The following is a 22,215-nucleotide window of genomic DNA, read 5'->3' as shown; positions in this document are numbered from 1 at the left end:
TTATGAAAAAAGGATTAATACTAATGTTTTTATTATCTGTTTTTATTTCCTGTAAGAAAAATGTTGTATCACAACAAGGTGGAATAGATGTAATTTCTAACGTTTATTTTAATGCTTCAAAAGGATTGGATGAAATTCAAACTTTTTACATTTCCAGAATTAATTACTCAAATGATTCTATTATAGAATTAATCCCTGATGTAGATTTACCATCCATAAATGTAGAAAGTAATTTTATTTTAGATACAACTTACTATTCTATTAGCGATAATGTTAGCCAATCATTGATAACAGACCTAATGAAAGGCCAAGGATATTCTGTTTTTAAAAAAAATAATGGGGCTATATATACAAATGAAATAATCCCTAATTACGCGCATAGAAGACCTTTACCTGATACAATTCTTTTCAAGAAAAAATATAAAAGATTCGAGATTAATTCTCCCGATTTATACTCTCGATTTTATGTCTATCAAACAGATACACTATTACCTTACTCTTTATATCAACATATTCGAAAAGATTTTGACGGACGCTTAGAACGTATTGATACCTATAATAAAAAAACAGATGTCTTTGTAACCCTTCAAATTATTCCAAGAAATAAATGGGATGAAGAAGCTGAAGAGTTTTTCAATTTTAATCGTTTCGTCAATACAAAAACAAAGCAATGAATTATCAGTTTACACAAGATGAAATTAATGAAATATCTAACAGTGTTTCTGTTTTAGATTATTTCTTATTTCTTGAACAAAAAGGGAAAATGAAATTTGAAGCTAAAAAAGGAAGAGATTATTTTTTTAGAAATAATGAAAATAAGTTTTCTGTAAATGATAATGGTTATTATAATTTTAAAAATAATGAAGGAGGTAAAATTCTAAAAGCTGTAATGTCTTTTGAAAATAAGACTTGGAAAGAAGCATTAGAATTTCTGAGAAACTTTAACGGAAATAATCTAACAACAATTGCAGAAAGAAAAAAAGACTTTAAAACTCGCGAGAATAATTACTATTCTGAAGTGAAAATTCAATACACAGGATTACCAAATAATGAAAAACTATTAAAATATTTTGAGGAGAGAGGAATTTCTAAATCAGTTCTAGAAGAAAACACTTTTCAGATTCACTATTCAAATAATGGTAGAAATTACTTTGGAATAGGTTTGGAAAATAATTCTGGCGGTTATGAAATTAGAAATCCATTTGTAAAAACCAAATTAGGAAAGTCTGATATTTCTGAAATAAAAGGTTCAAAAAAAGAGATAATACTTTTTGAAGGAATGACCGATTTATTATCATTTCTTCAACTACAAAAAATAAATAATAACAAAAATAATCGTACATTAATTTCTTTAAACTCTATCACCAATACAGACAATTTTTTAAATGCTTATAAAAATTATGATGGTAAGATTTTTTTATGTTTAGATGGTGATTCAGGAGGAAATTTTGCTACAAGAAGAATATTATCAGAATTTTCAGCCAAAAACATACAGGATATTCGTTCCTTTTATAACATTTCTGAAACTGCTAATAATGACTTGAATGACTATCTTAAAGCTAAGATATTACACGAAAATATTAATATAAATACTATTCAAAATGAGAATACAATTAAATCTGAACGAGTTTCCAATTCTCAGTCAATGGAAAGAGGAACACCTAAACAACAAGCTAGAGATATTAGTAAGGAAAGCCAATCCGAGCAAGAAAACAATCACGCAGGAAGACAAGATGTGGGCAGCAACCATGCTAGAAATGGACTTGAAGGAAATGAACCTGACCGTAGGAGAAATCCCGAACCAGGAAGTGAACCCACATACAAAAAACAACAGAAAGATGTTATCCTCGGGGATTCCTTGGGCAGAAGATTATTAAATCAGTCAACTAATATTGAAAAGCTAGATGAGCTTATTATCCAGTATAAAGACAGAAAATTAACAAATAATGAAATAGCCGAAGTCATTTCTACAGCAACGTATATTTCTGATGATTTGAAGGTCAAACTCAAAGAAGGTCTTGTAATAACTGATGATTTAAAGAATATTGCCAATCAATACGTAACTGGAGGAATATCGAAAGAAGGAAGAGGGATATTAGATGAATATTATACCGATTCTACTATAGTAAATAGCATTAAAAATCTGATTAAAAACAATTTCAATAACTTCGAATCCTTAATGGTTTTAGAACCAAGCGTAGGCACTGGAAATTTTCTAGAATTATTAAAAGATATTAATCTCAAATCTTACTCTACTGCATTTGAAATCAATGAAACGTCCGCTAAAATTGCTAAAATATTTTATCCTGAAACAGAAATAAATTTAAGGTCTTTTGAAACAGAATTTATTGATGAAAAAGGTTTTAAAAAAGACAATAATCAAACCTATGATTTGATTATAGGTAATCCTCCTTACGGAGAACATAGAGGATTTTATAAAGGTTTAGGAGAAGAACCCAAAATTGCTAAGTATGAAGATTATTTTGTAAAAAGAGGTTTAGATGTACTTAACGAAGGAGGTACGTTAGCAATGGTTTTACCTTCAGGTTGGCTTAATCGACAAAAAAAATTAGCTGGTGCAGTATTACAAAATGCCTTTAGATTACCCGTTGGTGCTTTCGCAGGAACGCAAATAGGAACGGATATTATTATCCTAAGGAAAAATGCAGAAAAACAAACACAAAATATTTCTGACTATTTTATAAAAAATCCTGACCATGTTTTAGGGGAAATAAAGGAAAAAACAAATCGTTTTGGTAGGCTTGAAAAATATGTTGACGGAAATTTAGAAGACGCTTTAACACTCCTAAATAGCTTCAACAAAACTTTACATCAAGGAACTCAAATAAACTTATTTGAAAATGTAGTTGAGCAAATATCAAAATTAGATGATAATAAAGAAGTAAATACAGAAAGTAATTTATCTGTTGATGAAAAAGACGAAGTAATTAAAATTACCAAGGATGCTATTGATAGACTTCAAGAACTTAAATTTCAATCACCTGCCACTAAGAAGCAAATCAAAAAACTAGAAAACTATTCTCAAAATCTACTTGATAATCATCTCTCCAACAATCAAGTAAAAACAATTAAAGAGAAAGCTGAAATAATAATAAATAACTCGAAAACATCATCTTCAGAATATTTGGTGCAAAATCAACCCAATATTTCTAAAAAAACTTTAAAATATCATTTTATTAAAGAAGATGAAACAGTGAATTTATCGGAGCAAAGCATATCAAATATTTCAGAAAAAGAATTGAATGCTTTTAAAGACACAAATTATGATGGTACATTAAATAACAGAGAAAACCATTTAGAATTTGCCAATCTCTATGATGGAAAATGGATTCATGATTTTTATTATGCTGAAGGAAATATTTACCAAAAACTAGATCAATTAGAAATTGATTTTTCTGATAAAAATTCTCCTCAATACTTAAAACAGAAACAATTATTAGAGGGTGTTTTGCCTACTCCCAAAAAAATAAATGAAATAATATTATCACCTAACCATGAGTTTGTACACAATTTAATAATCGGTACAAAGGAAAAAGCTGAATATAATTATGCAACTAGCGTAATTGATAGTTTTACTGTACAATATAGTTTGGCAGATAAGTTTAAGGACTTTATTTATACTTTACCCTTTGATGCTTTTCAAGGATCATCTGCTTGGGAAGTCAATAGTTTTGTTGATAATGAAACAGTTACAGGTAGTAATAAAGAAAGAAATGCATTAGTAAGGGAACGTAGAAAAGTTGCTGCTAACGATCTGTTTAATAAATTTATAAATGAAGAGTTAGATGAAAAGTTGAAGGTTCTTTTTGTAAAAGAATTTAATCGAAATTACAATAACATTTACGTTCCAGACTATTCTAAATTTCCATTGTTTTCTAAAGTACATTTAAATTTTAAAGGAAAACCATTAAGATTAACCGAAGTGCAAAAAGCTGGTATTGGTAGAAACACTACCAAAGGAGTAGGATTGTTGGCTCACGAAGTTGGCTTTGGCAAAACGCTTTCTGGTATATTATCCATGCATGAAGCAATGGAAAGACAAAACTCTAAAAGACCTCTAATAGTTGTGCCAAATGATAGTATTTTAAAACAATGGGTTGATACGATTTTTGAAACTATTCCTAATGCTAAAATAAACGTTCTTGGTAATCTAGGAAAAGATTATGATTTGTCTAAATTTAATAATAAAGACAATGAAATAACCATCGTTACATATGAAGGTTTTAACAACATTGGATTTTCTCAAGAAATTACACAAAGATTAGCCGAAAAATTCAATTATATTTCTAAAAACGAACTAAAAAGTGTTACAAATACTGTAAGAGAAACAGAGATTGAATTGCAGAAAGAGAAAGAAATTGAAGGTCGAATGAAAAGAGGGAAAATTTATGATTGGGAAGACTTTGGGTTTGATCATTTAACCTTTGATGAAGTTCACAATGCTAATCATATCGTTGGAAAAGTAAGAATTGATGATCGACGTTTTGCCTCTGATTTTAGAAATCAAAATCAGCAAACTTCTAAATTAGGAATCAATACTTGGATGGCTGCTCAATATATCCAAGAGCAACACAATGGTAGAAATATTACTCTTCTTTCTGCAACTCCTTTCACAAATAAGCCCTTAGAGTATTACTCAATCTTGTCTTTAATTGCCAACAATCGCTTAGAAGAAAAAGGATATTTTAGAGTTAATAATTTCTTTGAAACTTTTATGGAAGCCGATAATGACATGGAAATTGATGCGAAGGGAGATGTGAAGTTTAAAGCCAATGTCCGAAGATTCAAAAACAATACTTTGTTTCAACAATTATTATCAGAGTTTATTGATATAAAAGGTGAAGAAGAAAATCCTGAACTAATAAGACCAAATAAAATTAATAAAGAATATAAAATTGAACAAAATGATCTTACTAGAGAACAGTATCAATTGTTAAATGATAACTTTAGTGAAACCGAAAAAGGTGCGATTTTAACCCATATATTAAATGCTCGTTTGATTGCTATCTCTCCATATTTATCTCCGTTTTATGATTATGAAAATGAAGGACAACCATCAATGAAAGAATTTATTGAAAACTCTCCTAAACTTTTCGAAACGATGAAATTGATTGAGCAAAACTTAAAGGATATTCCTGATGGCGGACAAATTATTTATTCTGAATTGGCTGTTTCTGAATTTCCTAAATTAAAAGAATATTTAGTTACCGAAATCGGACTTAAAGATTCTGAAGTTGGAATCATTACTGGAAAAACTACAAAAACCAATAGACTGAAAATTCAGGACAATTTTAATAATGGAAAAATAAAAGTAATAATTGGTAGCGAATCTATCCAAGAAGGGATGAATCTACAAGCGAAAACTACAGATACATACTTTTTATCGTTACCATATAATTTTACTTCATTACGTCAAGTAGAAGGAAGATCATGGAGACAAGGGAATCAATTCGAGAATGTTCGGATGAACTTTATGCTTACTAATGATAGCATTGATGTTTTTATGCTACAAAAACTCCAAGCAAAACAAGCTAGATATTTAGAAGCAATGAAAAAAGGTGCTGATATTTTAGATGTTTCAGATATTGATACGCAAGAACTCAAAACAGCCATCATAACAGATCCATATACTAGAGCTGATATTGAAATAGAATTGATGAAAAAGAAAATAGAAAATGAAAAAAATAAGTTTTCTTCTGATTCTGCTTTCGTCTTAAGAAAATATGAGGAATACAACAACGCGTTGAACGAAGTGAAAAAAGCTGAAGGAGAACATGCTACTTTTGTAAGTTACTCTGAAAAAAATTCTGAAGGTGGACAAATAACAGCTTATTGGAACTCTCAATTATTATACTCACAAAATAAAATCGATGCTGCACAAAAAAACTTAGAAAAGGTAATAGATAATCTTGCTAAAAAAGGTGTGAATGTAACAGAAATAGAGAGTCAAAAAGAAATGACAGAAAATAAAATATTAGAACTAGACAATCAATTAGATAATTTACCTGATAAACATGCTGAACTGGTTGAAATATATAAAATGGAAAAACAAACACTTCTAGAAAAGAAATCTAAAATTGATATTGTTCTAGAGCGAAAAGAAGAAAATTTACGACTATTTCCTAATACAACTTTTGAAAAAGGAAAAATAAGACAGCAAAGTATTTATATTAAGAATGAAGATAATAATATATATTTAGGAAGAAAAGGTAGTATCCCACTAACTGTGTAAGTTAAAAAGTTATTCTGATAAATTTTGAGCCCTTAATGCTCAAAAAATTTATTGGCAATAACTTTTTATTATTTTTAAACATTATACAGTTATGACTAACAAAGAAGATTTATTAAACAACAAGGATTTTTTAAAATCCTTTAAGAATGGTGAAGATTTAACATCTTTCTTCAAAGAACTCCACAAGAAGGCCGTAGAACACATGCTTGATGCAGAACTGGATAGCCATCTGGACAACGAAAAACATGATAAAAGCATCGATGGTAATTATCGAAACGGACATGGAACCAAAAAGATAAAATCCTCATTCGGTGAATCCGAGATAAAAGTTCCAAGAGATCGTGAAGGTAGTTTTGAGCCTGCATTAGTTCCCAAAAGGCACAACATCATTGATGGTTTAGAAAACATCATCATCTCGTTTTATGCCAAAGGAATGAGTGTTTCGGACATTGAAGAGCAGATTAAAGAAATGTATGATTTTGATGTTTCCACTTCGACAATTTCCAGAATAACAAACGCAGTAGCCAGTGAAGTTGTAGCTTGGCAGAATCGACCGTTAGACGATGTTTATCTGATTGTTTGGATGGATGGGATTGTTTTTAAGGTTCGCGAGAACTCAAAAGTCATTAACAAAACCATTTATTTAGCTGTTGGTTTAAATCGTGAAGGCAGAAAAGAAGTCCTCGGCATGTGGCTTGGAAAGAACGAAAGTTCTAGCTTTTGGATGAGCGTTCTCACGGATTTAAAAGCTCGTGGCGTAGAAGACATTCTCATTACAGCTACTGATAATTTGAACGGATTTACAGACACCATCCGCTCGGTTTTTCCTGAATCTCAAACCCAAATATGTGTGGTTCATCAGATTAGAAACGCTTGTAAATACGTGGTTTGGAAGGATAGAAAAGAGTTTTCTGCAGATATGAAACATATTTATACTGCACCCAACAAAGACGCTGCCAAAGCCGCTTTAGAAGATTTTGCCACAAAATGGGAAGGGAAATATCTTTACGCAATCCAATCCTGGAGAAACAACTGGGACGAACTAACCGTATTTTTTGACTTCCCAATGGAAATCCGTAAAATCATTTATACGACTAATTTAATCGAAAATCTGAACGGAAAAATCAGAAAATATACCAAAAACAAAATGTCTTTTCCTACTGACGATGCGGTATTGAAGTCTGTTTATTTAGCACTCAAGGAATCAACTAAAAAATGGACAATGCCTATTCATAATTGGGGTATTGTTCTTAACCAATTTATGCTTATTTTTGAAAAAAGGCTCAGATTATAAAATCTAAGCCCAACTTTTTAACTTACACACTTTATAGGATAGTGTCGAAGAAAAATTAAATAAAACTATTATTTTGAAACAAAGGAGCTTATTGCTCCTTTGTATTTCTCAATATCAATTAAGCTTAATCTCACCAGCCAACAATGCTTCTTGCAAATATATTTTATATTCTTTTTTTTCATATTTGGTAAGTAGCACATACCCACTGTCTGAAAATTCCCAATTAACAATTTCAATTTTTTTACCTGCTATTTTTTTAGCTTCATTAGAAATAGGTAACTCTTGTATTTTTTCTAAAGCTTCAGTTCCGTATTCAATAGCATTAGCAGCTCTCATAATTTTCATTGATTCCGATAATACTTTTATGTTGCCAGAACCAATACCGATAGCAGCTGCACCAGAGCCTGTAATACTAGCAACACTTCCTAATAGTTTAGTATTAATTTTTTTTACAGGCTTTATAAACATAAAGTCTTTTCTTAAAGGTAAAAACACTTGGATTGTCTTACCTCTTTCTAACGATATTGTATCATTTATAATTAATTTATCACCAACATTTTGTATGGATTTTGGAATAATTTGTCCAGTTAAGATATTGGTGAAAAGTATAATTGTAATTATTAATATTTTTTTCATAATTTTTTTCTTTTGTAGTAATTGCTTTTATGTTTTACATTTTTTCAGAGTTAAAAACTTCGGAAACCTTAATTTTAATATGTGTATCTATTTAGAAGAATTTATTTTTTTAGTGAAGTTTTCTCAAGAAGAATTTTTCTTAATGGTTCAGGATTAGCAATAAAATATTGTTGATTTATTTCTCCAGTACTCACCACTACTGTACCGAAACCTAGTATTTTACCTAATAAAGGTTTGAAAAGATATATGTTTTCGATTTTTTGTAAAGGGATGTCTGAAACATTTTTGTTCAAAACTCCTGTTATTTTAGTTATGTTATCTTCAGAAAGATAAATTCTGGTAAATTTATTTTTCAACCACATCCAAATACCTTTAAAAAATAATGCAACTAATAAAATTGCAAAGTATTGGAATAACCCTCTTAAAAATATTGCAGGGAGTATTCCTACAAATCCTATTAATGTTAATATTGAAGGAATTATATATGATATCCAATGAAGGTTTGCTTTATAAATTATTTCATTACTAGAATCCATGTTGTGTATTCGTTATGTTAAACATAATAGGTTTATAAAAATTCTTTTTATTATTTTGGTTATTTGGGAATAATAAGTTTGAAACCTTTATTTGTTTTTACGTATTTCCCACCGTTACGGAGACGTTTCTCCTCAATCACTTTAGCTTTTTCAAGATATACTAATGCTCTAGAACGCGCATCCTTTTTGCCCTCTGTTGTAATTAAATCTTCTTTATTTTTCTTGCTCATGACTTTGTTGTTTATGAAAGATTTATAATGTATAGAATTTCGAAGTTGGTAGATTGATTCCATATCGTTCGGACAACAACCCTCCCTGTCTATTTTTCTGAATAATAATTTCTATTTGATTTTCGGTTGTTTCATTATTATAATCGTAGTTCCAGGTATCAATTCCGTAATATTCAGGTCTGAATAAAAACAAGACTTCATCCGCATCCTGTTCTATAGCTCCTGACTCTCTTAAATCAGAAAGTAATGGTCGTTTATCGCTTCGTTCTTCAACCTTTCTTGATAATTGAGACAAAGCTATTACAGGGACATTTAGTTCTTTTGCAAGAGCTTTTAGAGATCTTGAAATTAATGAAATCTCTTGCTCTCTATTATTTGTATTTCGATCAACAGTCATTAACTGCATATAATCAATAAATATAATATCTATATCATACCTCATTTTAAACATTTTAGCCTTCAATCTCAGATTATTAATACTAATTGAAGGGGTGTCATCAATGTGTATTTTTAATGATGAAATATGTTTTTTATACTGTTTGAACTTATACCATTCATCTTGATTCATTCCTTTTCTTAGTATTGAATAGTTTGGAATTTCTGTAATATTGTTAATTATCCGACCTGTAATTTGCTCTGAACTCATCTCTAGAGAAAAAACTGCACAACTACCACCTTGAGAGGCTACATCAACAACAGATTGGACTAAAAATGCAGTCTTTCCCATACCAGGTCTTCCTGCCACAATTGTTAAATCTGACTTTTGCCAACCACCCATTGCCTTATTAATAATTGGTAAGGATGTTTTGATTCCTGTTAATTTTCCTTGTTCAATTTTTGCTGCTCGTTTCTCAACTGAATTTACAAGTTGAGAGAATGTGTTTAAAGATTTGTTTTTGTCAATAAATTTATCAATGAAGAGATTTTCAAAAGTTTGAAATGCTTTATCCCTGAGATGAAAAATATCCTCGTCAGGCTTTTTAGCAAAATCAATTAAAGATTGAAATTTTTTAATAAAATCTCTTTTAACAGATAACTCCACTAAGATCATTATGTAGTATTCTAAATGCGCACTAGAAGTTGGAGATGCAGAAATAGAAATAATATGTAAATCCAAATCTTTTCTGTTTATTTTACCAAGTTCAACACTGATTGTTACCAAGTTGATAGGTTTATTGTCATGATATTTTTTAATTATTAAATCGTATATTAACTGATTGTTTTTATCGAAAAATAAATCATGATTTAATTTTGAGTAGTGATTAACTATATCTTTTGGAAAGGTTATCATCATACCCAATACCAAGTCCTCTATATTTTTATCATGAATCTTCATATCTATTCGTTGTAAGTTGTTTTTGGTCTGTGTATTTTAGGTACTGTTATTTTTTGATTTTGTTGTTGATTGTTGAGATAAGGAAGTGTGCTCCTTATAGAACTTTGCCAATTTGTAATTGGTCGATCATAACCATTTTTCCAGTCGTTCTGGACCCAACTATCATATTTAGCTTCAATAAAAGGGTCAAGAGTTTCATTATATCCTTTTAGTGTTCTAGTGTATTCAATAAATTCGCTAAATGCTGGAATGGAGGTTTTCTTATTGTTTAGTGATGCTTTAGTTTTATTAATATTTTCTCTATTGATTTCTTTATCTGCATCTTCTTTTTTAGATGGAATTTCTTTTATTTGAATTGGCTTTTCTTCTTTTTCCCATATATTTATATTTAGTAATTGATATCGACAAGGAAGTCCTCTTGTTGTTTTGTATTGAATTAACCCTAAGTTTCTTAATTTAACTTTTGTTGCAATAATTGTAGGTCTTGATAAATTAAGTTCATTTTTAATCTCTATATCTGAAATTACTAATGATTCATAATTATTATCTGCATACTTATTAAGTAGAAACAAATAAAAAGCAATTGCACTAGCGCCTAGAGAGTGTGTTTGGTTGAATTTCCAAAAACTATGTGTTAATTCAATTTGTTTCATACTTTATTACCAAATAGTTGCAATGCTTTATCTGCATCAATGATTATGATATTTCCATTTTGAAATATCGCTTCGTCAAGTATGCCGGACTGCTTTATATTTGAGGCTTTAGATCTTGAACATCCCAGAAGTTTTGCAAGACCTTTAATTCCATAAACATAATTTCTTGTTTTATTGTAGTTTAAACTATTCTGTAGCTCAATAAATTCCAATACTGTAAGCTCAGAAATATTTTTATTAGGATTAATTTGTTTCATGTCTAATCTTTATTATTAAAAAGCTCTAATGCCTTATCTTTATTAACAATAATTTTTCTTCCGTTTTGAATAATTGCTTCATCAAAAATTCCTTCTGATTTTAGTTTTGATGCATGACTTTTAGAACAACCTAATAGTTTTGCTAAACCATTAATTCCATATACATATTCAATTTTTACTGATGGAGATGTTTTTTCTTTAGGTTTATTTTGATTCTGATTAGAAGAACTTAAAATCTCTTTTAATTCGGCTACTGTTAATTGCCAAATTGGTAAGTTTGGATCAATTTTTTGCATAATTCCGATAAATTTGTTGTTATTTATTTTTTTCCATTTTTAATATAACAGCTCTGACACCTTGAGGATGAAGACCTCCATGTTTTTGCCCAAGCGCACGCCAAATAGCCCACTTAGTTGCACCTTCTGGAGGATTTTGGAGTATACTTAAATACTCTTCATATATTTTTTTATTTCTTTCGTCTTTCTCCTTTTGTAAAGGAGTACGTAAATCAAGTTGTTTAGTGATCATAGTGAGTATTACATTTTTTGATTATTTTTGTTTTATTCGTTGTGTTAAACAATTAATTAATTACATTACAAATATAGGGAATTATTTCTCTATAAAACAACAGTATGGAGAATAAAATGACTAACATTAAGGAAAGAATACTTCTACTAGCTGAAAACGTGGAGGTTACTAAGCAGGAGTTCTTTAAAAAGATAGGAATAACTTATAGTAACTTTACAGGGGATAAGAAGAATAGACCTGTAAATTCCGACGCAATAAGGAATATATTGCTTACTTACCCCCAAACTAATCCATATTGGTTGATTCTAGATAAAGGTGATATGTTAATAGATAGTAGACAACAGTTAATTAATAATTTAGATGGTAGTAAAAGTTTTGGTAGTAATATCAATGGAAATAATGGAAATATTACTATTTCTAATAATGACTTTTCTAGCATGGTAGAAGCACAAAAGGAGTATTTATTAAAAGAAAAAGACTTGATAGATAGCTTAAAAGAATGTCAATCTCAAGTAACAACTCTGTTAGAAATTCTTAAAAAGAAATAATATGAAATACTTTTTACTTTTATTAATCTTAGTTATTACTAATCAATCGTTTGCACAGACAAATGAAGAGTTAAAAAAGGAAATTCAAGAGATTAACTCTACTATAAGAATAATTCAACAAGATATTGATGCCATTAAAGCTGAAAATATTTATTTGAAAAGAACTTTAGATTTAAATAAAGCTATTCTCGAAAAAGAAGAGGCTAATAATTCTTATAAAATAAATAAAGTTATAGGTAATAAAACTGAAAAGACAATTCAAATTAGTTTTCTTATTGAATCAAAGGATTTTAACAAAGAGCTTTACGTTAGTGATCTTTCAATAATTGACTTAGAAGGCAACGAATATAAAGTTGATATGAATAAATCAAGTAATCCATTTCCTAAACTTGTTGTAAATATTCCTCTAAAACTAATTTTTTCTTTTAAAAATATTGAAAACGAACCTAAATATTTAAAGTTATTTAGATTTCAGGTTAAAAGCAAACCGCAAGGTACTAGAGATGAGTTTAAAAGCAATCTCGAATTTAAAGACTTAAAAATTAACTGGGAATAACATGCTAACTAATTATCACGCTCAATTTTTATTAGATAAAGAAAAAGATAGTCAAACAGCTAGATTGCGCTATAGAATAAAGTGGGATAATAATAAAAAAATAGTTTCATTTAGCGTTGGTTATCGTATAGAAGTCAATAAATGGAGTTTGGACACCCAAAGATGTGTAATTAATACAACACATGGAAAGAAAAAAATACCTGCAAGCACAATAAATAAAAAAATTCAAAATTTCGAAACAGCATTTGAAAAAGTAGTTACTCATTTTGATAAAAACAACATAATACCAACTGTTAGTGATTTTAGAGATCATTTTAATCAGGAAATAGGTAATAATACAGATTTTAAAAAGAATTTTTTCGAAATATTTGATGAATTTATTAGCGAAGAATCAAAACTAAATCTATGGACCAAATCAACAAATGCTAAGTTTAATACAGTAAAAAACCATTTAATAAAATTTAATCCGCATTTAGATTTTGACTTCTTTGATGAATCGGGTTTATTTGATTATCAAATATTTTTACAAAACGATTTAAATTTTAAAAATTCTACAATAATTAAACACTTTTCTTTTTTAAAATGGTTTTTAAGATGGGCTCAAAATAAGAAATATAACACGAAAGAAGATTTTAGAAATTTTAAACCAAAGCTAAAAACCACCAAAAAGAAAATTATATTTCTTACTCAAAAAGAATTAAAACAACTACAAGATTTTATTATTCCTGATGATAAATCATATTTAGATAAAGTAAGAGATATATTCATTTTCCAGTGTTATTCTGGTCTAAGATACTCTGATGTTGCAAATCTTAAAAGAAGCGACGTTAAAGAAAATCATATTGAAATTACAACAGTAAAAACAGCTGATAGTCTAATTATAGAGCTTAATAACTACACTAAAGCAATTTTAGAAAAATATAAAAATAGAACATTTAAAAACAATTTAGCTCTACCTGTAATTTCTAATCAAAAGATGAATGATTACATAAAAGAACTTGCTGAATTAGCAGAAATAAATGAACCAATTCGAGAAACTTATTACAAAGGAAATAAACGTATTGATGAAGTAACGCCAAAATATGCACTATTAGGCACCCATGCTGGACGGAGAACATTTATCTGCAATGCTTTATCTTTAGGTATTCCTCCACAAGTAGTCATGAAATGGACAGGACATAGTGATTATAAAGCAATGAAACCATACATAGATATAGCTGACGAGATCAAAGTTAATGCGATGGAAAAATTTAATTTACTTTAGTCCCGTATTTATAAAAACAGGGACTAAAACCACTTTAGTTTATTAGATTTTAATAGACTTTGTTAAAACAACAAAAACATTAACTCAATAAATATCAATACTTTAATTATATAATGGAGCTTATTAGCTATTATTTCGAATCCCGCCAGCTCCACAAAAGCAACTTTTAGAATCACTAAAAGTTGCTAAACCCTCTAAAATAGAGGGTTTTGTTGTTTTAAGACCTCAACTAAAAACAAATAAAAGCAACTCAAACTAAATTTACCGTCCCCTATTTTTATTGATCATATTTAAATTACAATTATGGCAAAATCCACATTTGTTTTAAAAGAACCAAACGCAAAAACTAAAACACCTATTTATGTTGTTTTTCGTTGGGAAGATAATAGTTTGAAAATTTCGACTAAACAAAAAGTAAATCCCGAATATTGGAATACAGATAAGCAAAGAGTAAAAACAACGATTAAAGTTTCAAATCACAATGAAATTAATAAAGAGTTAAGTTCAATAGAAAGTATTTTAAACAAAATTTTTGAAAAGTTTATTGAGCGATTTGATAGAAAACCAATCAAAGAAGAAATCAAAAACCTTTTTGATTTAGAGTATTTTCAAAAAAATCCACAATTTAAGAAAGTAGAACACAAAAGGGAGTAACAATTCATAGATTAGAATTGGAGTCACAATTTCGTTGCAATGGTTCTGATGGTTATTTAGCCTGGATTGATAATGCACTTCAGATTAGAGAAACGGCAAATGAAAATCTAGAGGATACAGAATACGAATTTAAAGTAGTCGATACGCCGAGAGAATTACAAGATATAATTTACGAAAAGAATAAAATAAACAATAAAGCAAGGATTGTAGCGGGCTATTGTTGGAAATGGAAAAGTAAAAAGGATCCTGAAACAAGAGAATACTTTAAAAAGATGATATAATTAAAATAAGTCATATTTTAGTTGTGTAAGTACGTCAGATCATCGTAGACTAAATTAGTAAAAAACTAATATAGCCTTATGATGACGAAATGACAACAAAAGAAACTTTGTTTGCGAAAGAGAAAAAAGGGAAGAAGAAATAATTTATTTTATTTACAAAATGAGTCGCATTTTTGTAAACAAAATATTTTGATAACAGAAATTGTAAGCTAAATTTGTTGTTTACATTTTCTAAGCAAAAGTTGTAAGCAAACTTTTTTGTTTACAACTTTTGTAATCAAATCTATTTGACTGTTGTTTTTTGTTGTTTTTTGTAATCAAACACACTTGTTTACATAATTTTATTTATATTTGGATACAATATAATGTGAAATGGATTTTAATATAGATAACGCTGTAAAATATCACTACAATAATTTTCCTCCTCAAAATATTAACTACGCAGATTTTATTCAGGAACTTGTGAAAGCAACGGACGCTCTTGCACGATTTGATCAAATGCTAAAAAATTTACATAACACAGAAATTCTTTTAGCTCCATTAAGAAATCAAGAAGCCGTAATTTCATCTCGTATAGAGGGAACTATTAGTACAATGGACGAGATTATGCTATATGAAGCTGATAATGAAGGTCAAGATAATCCTAATGCTAAAGCTGATGTTATAGAGACTATTTTATATCAACGTGCTTTAAAGAATGCACAAAATGCTTTAGAAAGCGGTTATGGCTTTTCAACAAGTTTTATTAAACAAATGCATCAACAACTTCTGTACTTAGGAAGAGGAGCAAACAAATCACCTGGTGAATTTAAAAAAGAGCAAAATTATTTAGCTGATACCCGTAAAAAAGAAATTCAGTTTATACCAATTAATCCAGAAAACTTAGATCAAGGTTTAGAAAATCTTTTTGATTATATTAAAACTTGCGATTTACCGCCTTTAATTAAAACAGCAATCATGCATTTAGAGTTTGAGGCATTACATCCATTTAAAGATGGAAATGGTCGAATTGGTCGTATGTTAATAACACTTAATTTATGGCAAGAAAAAATTCTTTCTCAACCTCATTTTTATATCAGTGGATATTTCGAAGAAAATAAAGACGAATACATCGAGCAAATGAGAGAGGTTTCACGTTCTAATGATTGGAACCAATGGATAAAATTTTTCTTGAAAGCAGTAGAAAGTCAAGCAATACGTAATTTAGAAATTGCAGAAAATATCAAAAACTTATACGAAACAACAAAAACAGAATTTTCAGATATATTGTCTTCCAAATGGAATATGGAAATTTTAGATTTTATTTTTACTTATCCTGTATTTAGAAATAATAAGTTTGTGAATACAACGAAAATCCCAAATGCTACTGCTGTTCTGATTATTAAAAAATTAGAAGAAAATGGATATTTGGTTTTAAGAGAAAAAGCAGCTGGTAGAAGAGCAGCCCTTTATTCTTTCGAACCTTTAATGCAATTAGTACGCGTGTAAAACAAAATAATAACTCTATTCAATAAACATGAAAACCAATACAACAAACGACTATAAACAACCAATTAATCTGGTTAATGTAAATTATAAACAGACAGGACAAAGTAAATCAACAAATGAATATGGAATGCGTGAAATGCAAGAAAAAGCATTTGAAGCGCGTTCTGCACAATATTTATTATTAAAAGCTCCTCCAGCTTCGGGAAAATCAAGAGCTTTAATGTTTTTAGCCTTAGACAAATTAATTAATCAAGGAATAAAAAAAGTAATAGTCGCTGTTCCTGAAAATTCCATCAACCTACCGTTTATCAAGGAACTATTAGTATCATTAGGAATATCTATAGCTACTATTCGAAATTTGTCAGGACCAAGCGCTATCCCATTATAGGCAGGCAGATTATTAATATAAAATTTTTCTTTCACGTAGACATCACCTTTATTTACTTCAAGCATTTGAACAGGATTAGGAACACCAATACCCATTTGAGCATATACGGTGCTATAAACTGTTAATAACAACAGTATAAATGATAGATTGTATTTCATAGAAAAGTTTAGGTTGGTTAATAATTAATTACAGCAGCAGTTGCAGAAGAGGTAGATTTGTTGTTCATCTTTATCTCTTGTAAAGGAAATATTTTAGCATAATTTTTAGGATACACAACACATGTTATATGCCAAGTACCGTTGTTTTCAGAAGCCACTGCAGAATAATCTGCTTATAAATGCCAAGTTCCATTTATTTCTTTCGTTCTGGCCACTGGTGGTGCTGGATTATTTCCTAATAAATTTTGATCAAACCATGCCGATAAAATTACCAAAGCATAATCTGTAGAATTAATTTTAGTATTAAAATCCAAAACCCAATCTTTATTTATATTTTTTAATTGATAAGTTAAAATATAAAACCCCAAATCAATAAGACACTCAATAAAGGGGGACAAGTTGAGGACAAATTGAAAAATGCTAATTTTAAATACAATTATTAAACAGATAACTAATTAATAATTCATTATTTAAATTCTTATTAAATTAAGAACTTCAATCTATATCAAATTTATAACAATACACTTTACATTTCAACAAATAAACGCCTAATCTACTTGAATTAGGTTAACGTTAAGCTCCAAGAACACATAAAAAAAGAAGCTGTCTCAAAACTAGACAGCTTCTTTTTTTTGCTTTTTAGAATATATATGTTCTTTTATAGTTGGATTTTTACTGTATTTTTTGTAAATTTAATGTAAGAATTCCATCTATTTCTCTATGAATTTCAAGCATTACAATCAGCGTCAAACCGCACTTTTTCCTTATTCGTTTGACGACTTAATTTCAGAAAAACATCCTGTTCGGGTAGTTGATCAAGTTGTAGAGTCCATTAATATCCAACCACTATTAAAAGCCTACAGTAAAGAAGGTAATCCGGGTTATCATCCAAAAATGTTATTAAAGGTGATGATTTATGCTTATATGAGTAATGTTTATTCTTCACGAAAAATAGAGTTGGCTATCAGAGAAAACATCAACTTTATGTGGCTTACGGGAATGAGCACTGTGGATCACAATACCATTAACCGATTTAGAAGTGATAAATTAAAAGATAGTTTTAAAGAAATCTTTAAACAAGTGGTCATGATGCTGGCAGAGGAAGGATTGATTTCAATGAAACAAATTTATACCGATGGCACAAAAATAGAAGCTCAGGCAGGCAGATACACTTTTATTTGGGGTAAAAGCATTAAAACCAACAAAGCTAAAATGCTTACTCAGTTAGAAGAATTGTGGAATTATGCTCAAAGTATATCTAATGATGACGATCCTGATACCGAGCCACCTCAGTTCAAGGAAATCAGTCAGGAAGTTATCCAAAAAACCGTTGAACAGATAGATACCAAATTATCGGGTAATGAAAAAGCTTCCAAGAAATCTAAAGCAAAATTGCGTTACATCAAACAGAACTTTGAAAAAAATCTTCGGAAATATGAAGAACAGGAAGCTATTTTAGGCGGAAGAAACTCATACAGTAAAACCGATCCTGATGCAACTTTTATGCGTATGAAAGAAGACCATATGCAAAACGGACAGTTAAAACCCGGTTACAACGCCCAAATATCAACAGAAAACCAAATCATTATTAATTACACTTTACATCAAAACCCTACAGATACCAAAACTTTAAAGCCACACTTAGAAAATCTTAAAGAAACTTATGGGGCAGAAATCTTTAAAAAAATAGAAAACATTACAGCCGATGCAGGCTATGGTAGCGAAGAGAACTACGATTACCTTGAAAAAGAAGAGCTGACCGCTTATGTGAAGTACAATACTTTTGAAAAAGAACAAGATAAAAATTACCAAAAAAAGCACAAAACCTTTAGGAAAGAAAACCTTTATTACAACCAAGAAGAAGATTATTATGTGTGTCCGATTGGTCAGAAAATGCACAAAACCCATGAAAGCACAAAAACAACCCAAGCCGGATATATACAGCAATTATCGCATTATCAGGCTCAAAATTGCGAAGGATGTCCGCTGCGGGGAGTCTGCTTTAAAGCCAAGGGAAACCGAAGTATAGAACGCAATCATAACCTTGAAAGACATAAAGAAAAAATCAGGGAATTACTCACAAGTCAAACGGGAATACAAAAAAGGAAACAACGCTCTGCCGATGTAGAGCCTGTATTTGCCCAAATGAAACACAACAACAATTTTAGAAGATTTTCGTTAAAAGGAATCCAAAAAACCGAGTTAGAATTCGGATTAATGGCTTTAGCACACAACTTAAGAAAGAAAATTGCTGCATAAGGGCAATTTTACCCTTTTCTAAAATGATGAAATTTTATTGGAAATTAATTCAAATAAAAAAAACCGCCTCAAATTTTAATATTGAGACGGCTTCTTTTTTTGATTGAATTGTCCCGTCCTGAAATAGCGATACAAAAAAGAAATCGTTATTATGGAAGAAAGAAGTAATTATGTCAAACGTACTCAGCGAGATTACAGTATGTCTTTTAAGTTGAATGTTGTAAAAGAAATTGAGTCTGGGGAATTATCTACTGTGGGCGCTTGCCGTAAGTATGGCATCCAAGCCCGAAGTACAGTTATGAGTTGGCTCAGAAAATTTGGTACCTTTGATTGGGAGAACCAAACACCCTCGAATATGCCAAAGTCACCAGAACAAAAGATCATGGAGCTTGAAGCCCAAGTAAAGCTTTTGCAAAAGCAGAAGGCTTTCCTTGAGAAACAAGCTTATGTGGCTGATAAAAAAGCCATTATTTTCGATATGATGATTAACCTTGCCGAAGAGGAATATCAAATTGATATACGAAAAAACTCACCACCCGAACTATCGACTCTTTCCGAATGGAACAAAAAGAAACCATAAGTTTCTCCTGTGAATTGTTCGGGGTTGACCGACAGGTTTATTATCGTCATTTAAAGCGAAGAGCAAAGCGGCAACAAAATGCACAGCAGGTTGTGGATTGGGTAGCAGAGCTGCGAATGATTCATCCAAAAATGGGTGGAAAGAAACTGTATTTTCTTTTGAAAGAGAAACTTGAAAATTTAAGAATTGGCAGAGACAAATTCTTTGACTTCTTAAGGGCTAACCATTTGTTAATCATTCCCAAAAGAAGTTATCACAAAACTACCAATTCGTATCATCGTTTTAAGAAACATAAAAATTTAATTAAAGATTATCAATGCAGAAAACCAAATAATGTATGGGTGTCGGATATCACCTACTTGGGAAACAGAGAAAACCCAGCCTATTTAAGCTTGATAACCGATGCTTATTCTAAGAAAATCGTAGGCTTTGATGTGTCGGATTCTTTGGCTACAGCATCTTGTTTAAATGCTTTAAAAATGGCATTGAAAAAAGAAAACCCGAAGAGTCTTATTCATCACTCGGACAGAGGTTTACAATATTGTTCCGATGATTATCAAAAGCTATTGAAAAAGCATAAAATCCGTTGTAGTATGACACAAGAATCAGATCCTTATGAGAATGCCATAGCCGAAAGAATCAATGGAATTTTAAAACAGGAATATGATATTGATAAATTTAATGTAGATTTGAATACAAGAAAGATTTTGGTCAAACAAACCGTAGAGATTTATAATGAGTTAAGACCGCATTTGTCAAACTATTATTTAACACCGATGCAAATGCACCAGCAACAAGATTTAATACCAAAATCGTACAAAAAGAAAAACAGTACAAATACGAATATATGTACTGTTTAAAATAAAATTTTATTGGTCTAATCCTGTATCATTTTTTCAGGACGTTACAAATATATAACGTCTATTTTAATTGTTGATAAAAGTATAAATCATAGGTAGGAAATAAATTTGGATAGAAAATTTTACCCAAGTCATTTAGAATTATATCGGGACGAACAATTCCTTGTTCAAAATAATCGTTTGAACCTTTTTCGTTCATACGTTTATTGTAAGCATATACATTTCCTTTATTAAATGCATCAAACCAAGTATAATTCGGATAAGATGCTTTCATTTCTGCCAAGGAATTAACATTTGTCACATTAATCCAATAAGTTGCCGATTTACCTTTGGTATAGACTTCTTCAAAGGTTAAACTCAAACTATTTTCTCCAATTTTATCATCAAAAATATAATTACCTTTTGCATCATCAATCAATTTTGCTTGCAACAAATCTCTCGTTGGCAAATACCAAACATCACCATACATCGTATTTACAATTGTCGAAATATTTCCATTTGCTTTGGTTTGAATGATATTTTTAATCGAATCGTAATTATTTTTAACTGTTTCTATACGTTTTTCGGCATCTATTTCTTTTCCTACAAGCTTCCCAAAAATCTTCAAATATTCAACCTGTCCTAATGGATTTTGTTCTTTATATTCATCTAAATACAAGATTTTTATTCCATTTTGTTCCAATTGTTGATGAAATTTTGCCAAAACAGGATTAGAACTAGCAATAATCAATTGAGGTTTATTTTTAAGAATAATTTCTGTGAACAATTCATTGGTGTTACCGACTTTCAAGATCGTCTTATTTGATATTCCTTCATCAATTTTCGGATTAAAGATAAAATCGGCATCGCAAACACCTTTTATTATATCAATACTTCCTAATTCATCTAAAAATGTAACTGCAGCCGATGTTTCGACCATTACAGATTTGATTGGTAACTCTTTTTTATCAAAGGAGACGAAATTACCCGAAGATTTGATTGTGATTGTTTCATCATTTTCTTCTATTGAAATATTTTTTGCAAACAGAAATTTCTTCTGGTTTTGATGATATTGAACGACTTCTTTTGGTTGTTTACAACTGCTAATGGCAAGAAGTATGAATGAACTTAGAATTATTTTTTTTAGCATTTCTTTTCAAAATTGAAGGAACAAGTTAAGAAATATGACAAAATCATAAAAATATTTTTGTAAGCAATTGATTCGTTGTAGATTAAATTATAGTTAAAATTTTTTGTCTAAAACATTAGGTTTTTCTAATAAAAGTGCTGTATATTTGCAATCGAAAATAAGGGAAATTAGTTTTCAATATTTCAAATGGCCGAGTGGCGCAACTGAATAGCGCACTTGATTACGGCTCAAGAGGTTACAGGTTTGAATCCTGTCTCGGTCACAAAAATGCTCAGCGACAAACGTTGAGCTTTTTTTATGAATGTTAAATTCTATTGTTATCAATAA

General features: G+C 29.7%; 24 protein-coding genes and 1 tRNA gene. 14 read left to right on the top strand and 11 right to left on the bottom strand.

Annotation, left to right across the window (positions count from 1 at the left end; translation table 11 throughout):
• Nucleotides 1–2 precede the first annotated feature (2 nt).
• The 3 genes from NZD85_RS09780 (at nt 3) to NZD85_RS09770 (ending at nt 7,547) form a co-directional block, all read left to right on the top strand.
• Nucleotides 3–674: a hypothetical protein gene (locus NZD85_RS09780; protein ID WP_260541632.1), complete on the top strand. Its 672-nt coding sequence runs from the start codon at nt 3–5 to the stop codon at nt 672–674.
• Nucleotides 671–6,253 carry an Eco57I restriction-modification methylase domain-containing protein gene (locus tag NZD85_RS09775; RefSeq protein WP_260541630.1) on the top strand — a complete coding sequence of 1,861 codons (5,583 nt, stop codon included), beginning with the start codon at nt 671–673 and terminating at the stop codon, nt 6,251–6,253. Before NZD85_RS09780 ends, NZD85_RS09775 begins: the two co-directional genes overlap by 4 nt.
• Before the next feature lie 91 nt (nt 6,254–6,344).
• Nucleotides 6,345–7,547, top strand: coding sequence for an IS256 family transposase (locus NZD85_RS09770; protein WP_032131889.1), 1,203 nt, complete (start codon nt 6,345–6,347; stop codon nt 7,545–7,547).
• Nucleotides 7,548–7,661: 114 nt separating this feature from the next.
• On the opposite strand, the gene NZD85_RS09765 is transcribed toward NZD85_RS09770, so the two are convergent.
• From NZD85_RS09765 to NZD85_RS09730, 8 genes are all read right to left on the bottom strand, one after another.
• Nucleotides 7,662–8,183 (bottom strand): hypothetical protein, encoded by a 522-nt coding sequence (locus NZD85_RS09765; RefSeq protein WP_260541628.1) that lies wholly within the window; start codon nt 8,181–8,183, stop codon nt 7,662–7,664.
• 101 nt (nt 8,184–8,284) lie between these two features.
• Complete coding sequence (locus NZD85_RS09760; RefSeq protein WP_260541627.1) at nt 8,285–8,719, bottom strand: PH domain-containing protein; 435 nt, start codon at nt 8,717–8,719, stop codon at nt 8,285–8,287.
• Nucleotides 8,720–8,778: 59 nt separating this feature from the next.
• On the bottom strand, nt 8,779–8,949 hold the full coding sequence (locus NZD85_RS09755) for a hypothetical protein (RefSeq protein WP_260541626.1): 171 nt from the start codon (nt 8,947–8,949) through the stop codon (nt 8,779–8,781).
• A 22-nt stretch (nt 8,950–8,971) separates the two neighbouring features.
• On the bottom strand, nt 8,972–10,285 hold the full coding sequence (locus tag NZD85_RS09750) for a replicative DNA helicase (protein ID WP_317619452.1): 1,314 nt from the start codon (nt 10,283–10,285) through the stop codon (nt 8,972–8,974).
• Nucleotides 10,286–10,287: 2 nt separating this feature from the next.
• Nucleotides 10,288–10,938: a hypothetical protein gene (locus NZD85_RS09745; protein ID WP_260541625.1), complete on the bottom strand. Its 651-nt coding sequence runs from the start codon at nt 10,936–10,938 to the stop codon at nt 10,288–10,290.
• Nucleotides 10,935–11,195 carry a DUF3853 family protein gene (locus tag NZD85_RS09740; RefSeq protein WP_032132623.1) on the bottom strand — a complete coding sequence of 87 codons (261 nt, stop codon included), beginning with the start codon at nt 11,193–11,195 and terminating at the stop codon, nt 10,935–10,937. The genes NZD85_RS09745 and NZD85_RS09740 overlap by 4 nt, the downstream gene beginning before the upstream one ends.
• 2 nt (nt 11,196–11,197) lie before the next feature.
• Nucleotides 11,198–11,491 carry a DUF3853 family protein gene (locus NZD85_RS09735; RefSeq protein ID WP_260541624.1) on the bottom strand — a complete coding sequence of 98 codons (294 nt, stop codon included), beginning with the start codon at nt 11,489–11,491 and terminating at the stop codon, nt 11,198–11,200.
• A gap of 19 nt (nt 11,492–11,510) precedes the next feature.
• On the bottom strand, nt 11,511–11,723 hold the full coding sequence (locus tag NZD85_RS09730) for a hypothetical protein (protein WP_032132621.1): 213 nt from the start codon (nt 11,721–11,723) through the stop codon (nt 11,511–11,513).
• Between the two features lie 104 nt (nt 11,724–11,827).
• Between NZD85_RS09730 and NZD85_RS09725 the strand changes: the two genes are divergently transcribed.
• The 7 genes from NZD85_RS09725 to NZD85_RS09695 all read left to right on the top strand — a co-directional run bounded on the left by NZD85_RS09725 (nt 11,828) and on the right by NZD85_RS09695 (nt 16,902).
• A complete protein-coding gene (locus tag NZD85_RS09725; protein WP_260541622.1) occupies nt 11,828–12,271 on the top strand; it encodes a transcriptional regulator in 444 nt (147 codons plus the stop codon).
• Nucleotide 12,272: 1 nt separating this feature from the next.
• Nucleotides 12,273–12,827, top strand: coding sequence for a hypothetical protein (locus NZD85_RS09720; protein WP_051955362.1), 555 nt, complete (start codon nt 12,273–12,275; stop codon nt 12,825–12,827).
• A 1-nt stretch (nt 12,828) separates the two neighbouring features.
• Nucleotides 12,829–14,091, top strand: coding sequence for a site-specific integrase (locus tag NZD85_RS09715; protein WP_032132620.1), 1,263 nt, complete (start codon nt 12,829–12,831; stop codon nt 14,089–14,091).
• Between the two features lie 303 nt (nt 14,092–14,394).
• The gene (locus tag NZD85_RS09710; protein WP_260541620.1) at nt 14,395–14,745 is read left to right on the top strand and encodes an Arm DNA-binding domain-containing protein; all 351 of its coding nucleotides are present in this window, start codon (nt 14,395–14,397) and stop codon (nt 14,743–14,745) included.
• A gap of 17 nt (nt 14,746–14,762) precedes the next feature.
• On the top strand, nt 14,763–15,026 hold the full coding sequence (locus NZD85_RS09705) for a DUF2075 domain-containing protein (protein ID WP_260541618.1): 264 nt from the start codon (nt 14,763–14,765) through the stop codon (nt 15,024–15,026).
• Between the two features lie 372 nt (nt 15,027–15,398).
• Nucleotides 15,399–16,514 carry a Fic family protein gene (locus tag NZD85_RS09700; RefSeq protein ID WP_260541617.1) on the top strand — a complete coding sequence of 372 codons (1,116 nt, stop codon included), beginning with the start codon at nt 15,399–15,401 and terminating at the stop codon, nt 16,512–16,514.
• Nucleotides 16,515–16,542: 28 nt separating this feature from the next.
• Nucleotides 16,543–16,902 (top strand): hypothetical protein, encoded by a 360-nt coding sequence (locus NZD85_RS09695; RefSeq protein ID WP_260541616.1) that lies wholly within the window; start codon nt 16,543–16,545, stop codon nt 16,900–16,902.
• Between the two features lie 175 nt (nt 16,903–17,077).
• Here the strand turns inward: NZD85_RS09695 and NZD85_RS09690 are convergent, their stop codons facing one another.
• Both NZD85_RS09690 and NZD85_RS09685 read right to left on the bottom strand, forming a co-directional pair.
• Entirely contained in the window at nt 17,078–17,218 is a 141-nt protein-coding gene (locus tag NZD85_RS09690; RefSeq protein WP_260541615.1) for a hypothetical protein, read from the bottom strand.
• A 15-nt stretch (nt 17,219–17,233) separates the two neighbouring features.
• Nucleotides 17,234–17,374 (bottom strand): hypothetical protein, encoded by a 141-nt coding sequence (locus tag NZD85_RS09685; RefSeq protein ID WP_260541614.1) that lies wholly within the window; start codon nt 17,372–17,374, stop codon nt 17,234–17,236.
• Between the two features lie 406 nt (nt 17,375–17,780).
• On the opposite strand from NZD85_RS09685, the gene NZD85_RS09680 reads away from it, so the two are divergent.
• The 3 genes from NZD85_RS09680 to NZD85_RS09670 all read left to right on the top strand — a co-directional run bounded on the left by NZD85_RS09680 (nt 17,781) and on the right by NZD85_RS09670 (nt 20,759).
• Nucleotides 17,781–19,319 carry an IS1182 family transposase gene (locus NZD85_RS09680; protein ID WP_260541296.1) on the top strand — a complete coding sequence of 513 codons (1,539 nt, stop codon included), beginning with the start codon at nt 17,781–17,783 and terminating at the stop codon, nt 19,317–19,319.
• Between the two features lie 151 nt (nt 19,320–19,470).
• A complete protein-coding gene (locus NZD85_RS09675; RefSeq protein ID WP_260541613.1) occupies nt 19,471–19,899 on the top strand; it encodes a helix-turn-helix domain-containing protein in 429 nt (142 codons plus the stop codon).
• Nucleotides 19,878–20,759, top strand: a complete 882-nt coding sequence (locus tag NZD85_RS09670; RefSeq protein WP_260541612.1) for an IS3 family transposase — start codon at nt 19,878–19,880, stop codon at nt 20,757–20,759. The genes NZD85_RS09675 and NZD85_RS09670 overlap by 22 nt, the downstream gene beginning before the upstream one ends.
• Before the next feature lie 61 nt (nt 20,760–20,820).
• Here NZD85_RS09670 and NZD85_RS09665 read toward each other — a convergent pair whose 3' ends face one another.
• Nucleotides 20,821–21,888 (bottom strand): ABC transporter substrate-binding protein, encoded by a 1,068-nt coding sequence (locus tag NZD85_RS09665; protein WP_260541611.1) that lies wholly within the window; start codon nt 21,886–21,888, stop codon nt 20,821–20,823.
• A gap of 188 nt (nt 21,889–22,076) precedes the next feature.
• On the opposite strand from NZD85_RS09665, the gene NZD85_RS09660 reads away from it, so the two are divergent.
• Nucleotides 22,077–22,150 (top strand) — tRNA-Arg (locus NZD85_RS09660).
• The last annotated feature ends 65 nt before the right edge of the window (nt 22,151–22,215 follow it).

Origin of the sequence: Empedobacter stercoris, assembly GCF_025244765.1 — a bacterium.
Taxonomy (GTDB): Bacteria; Bacteroidota; Bacteroidia; order Flavobacteriales; family Weeksellaceae; genus Empedobacter; species Empedobacter stercoris.
This window is presented reverse-complemented; position numbering and strand designations above follow the sequence as displayed.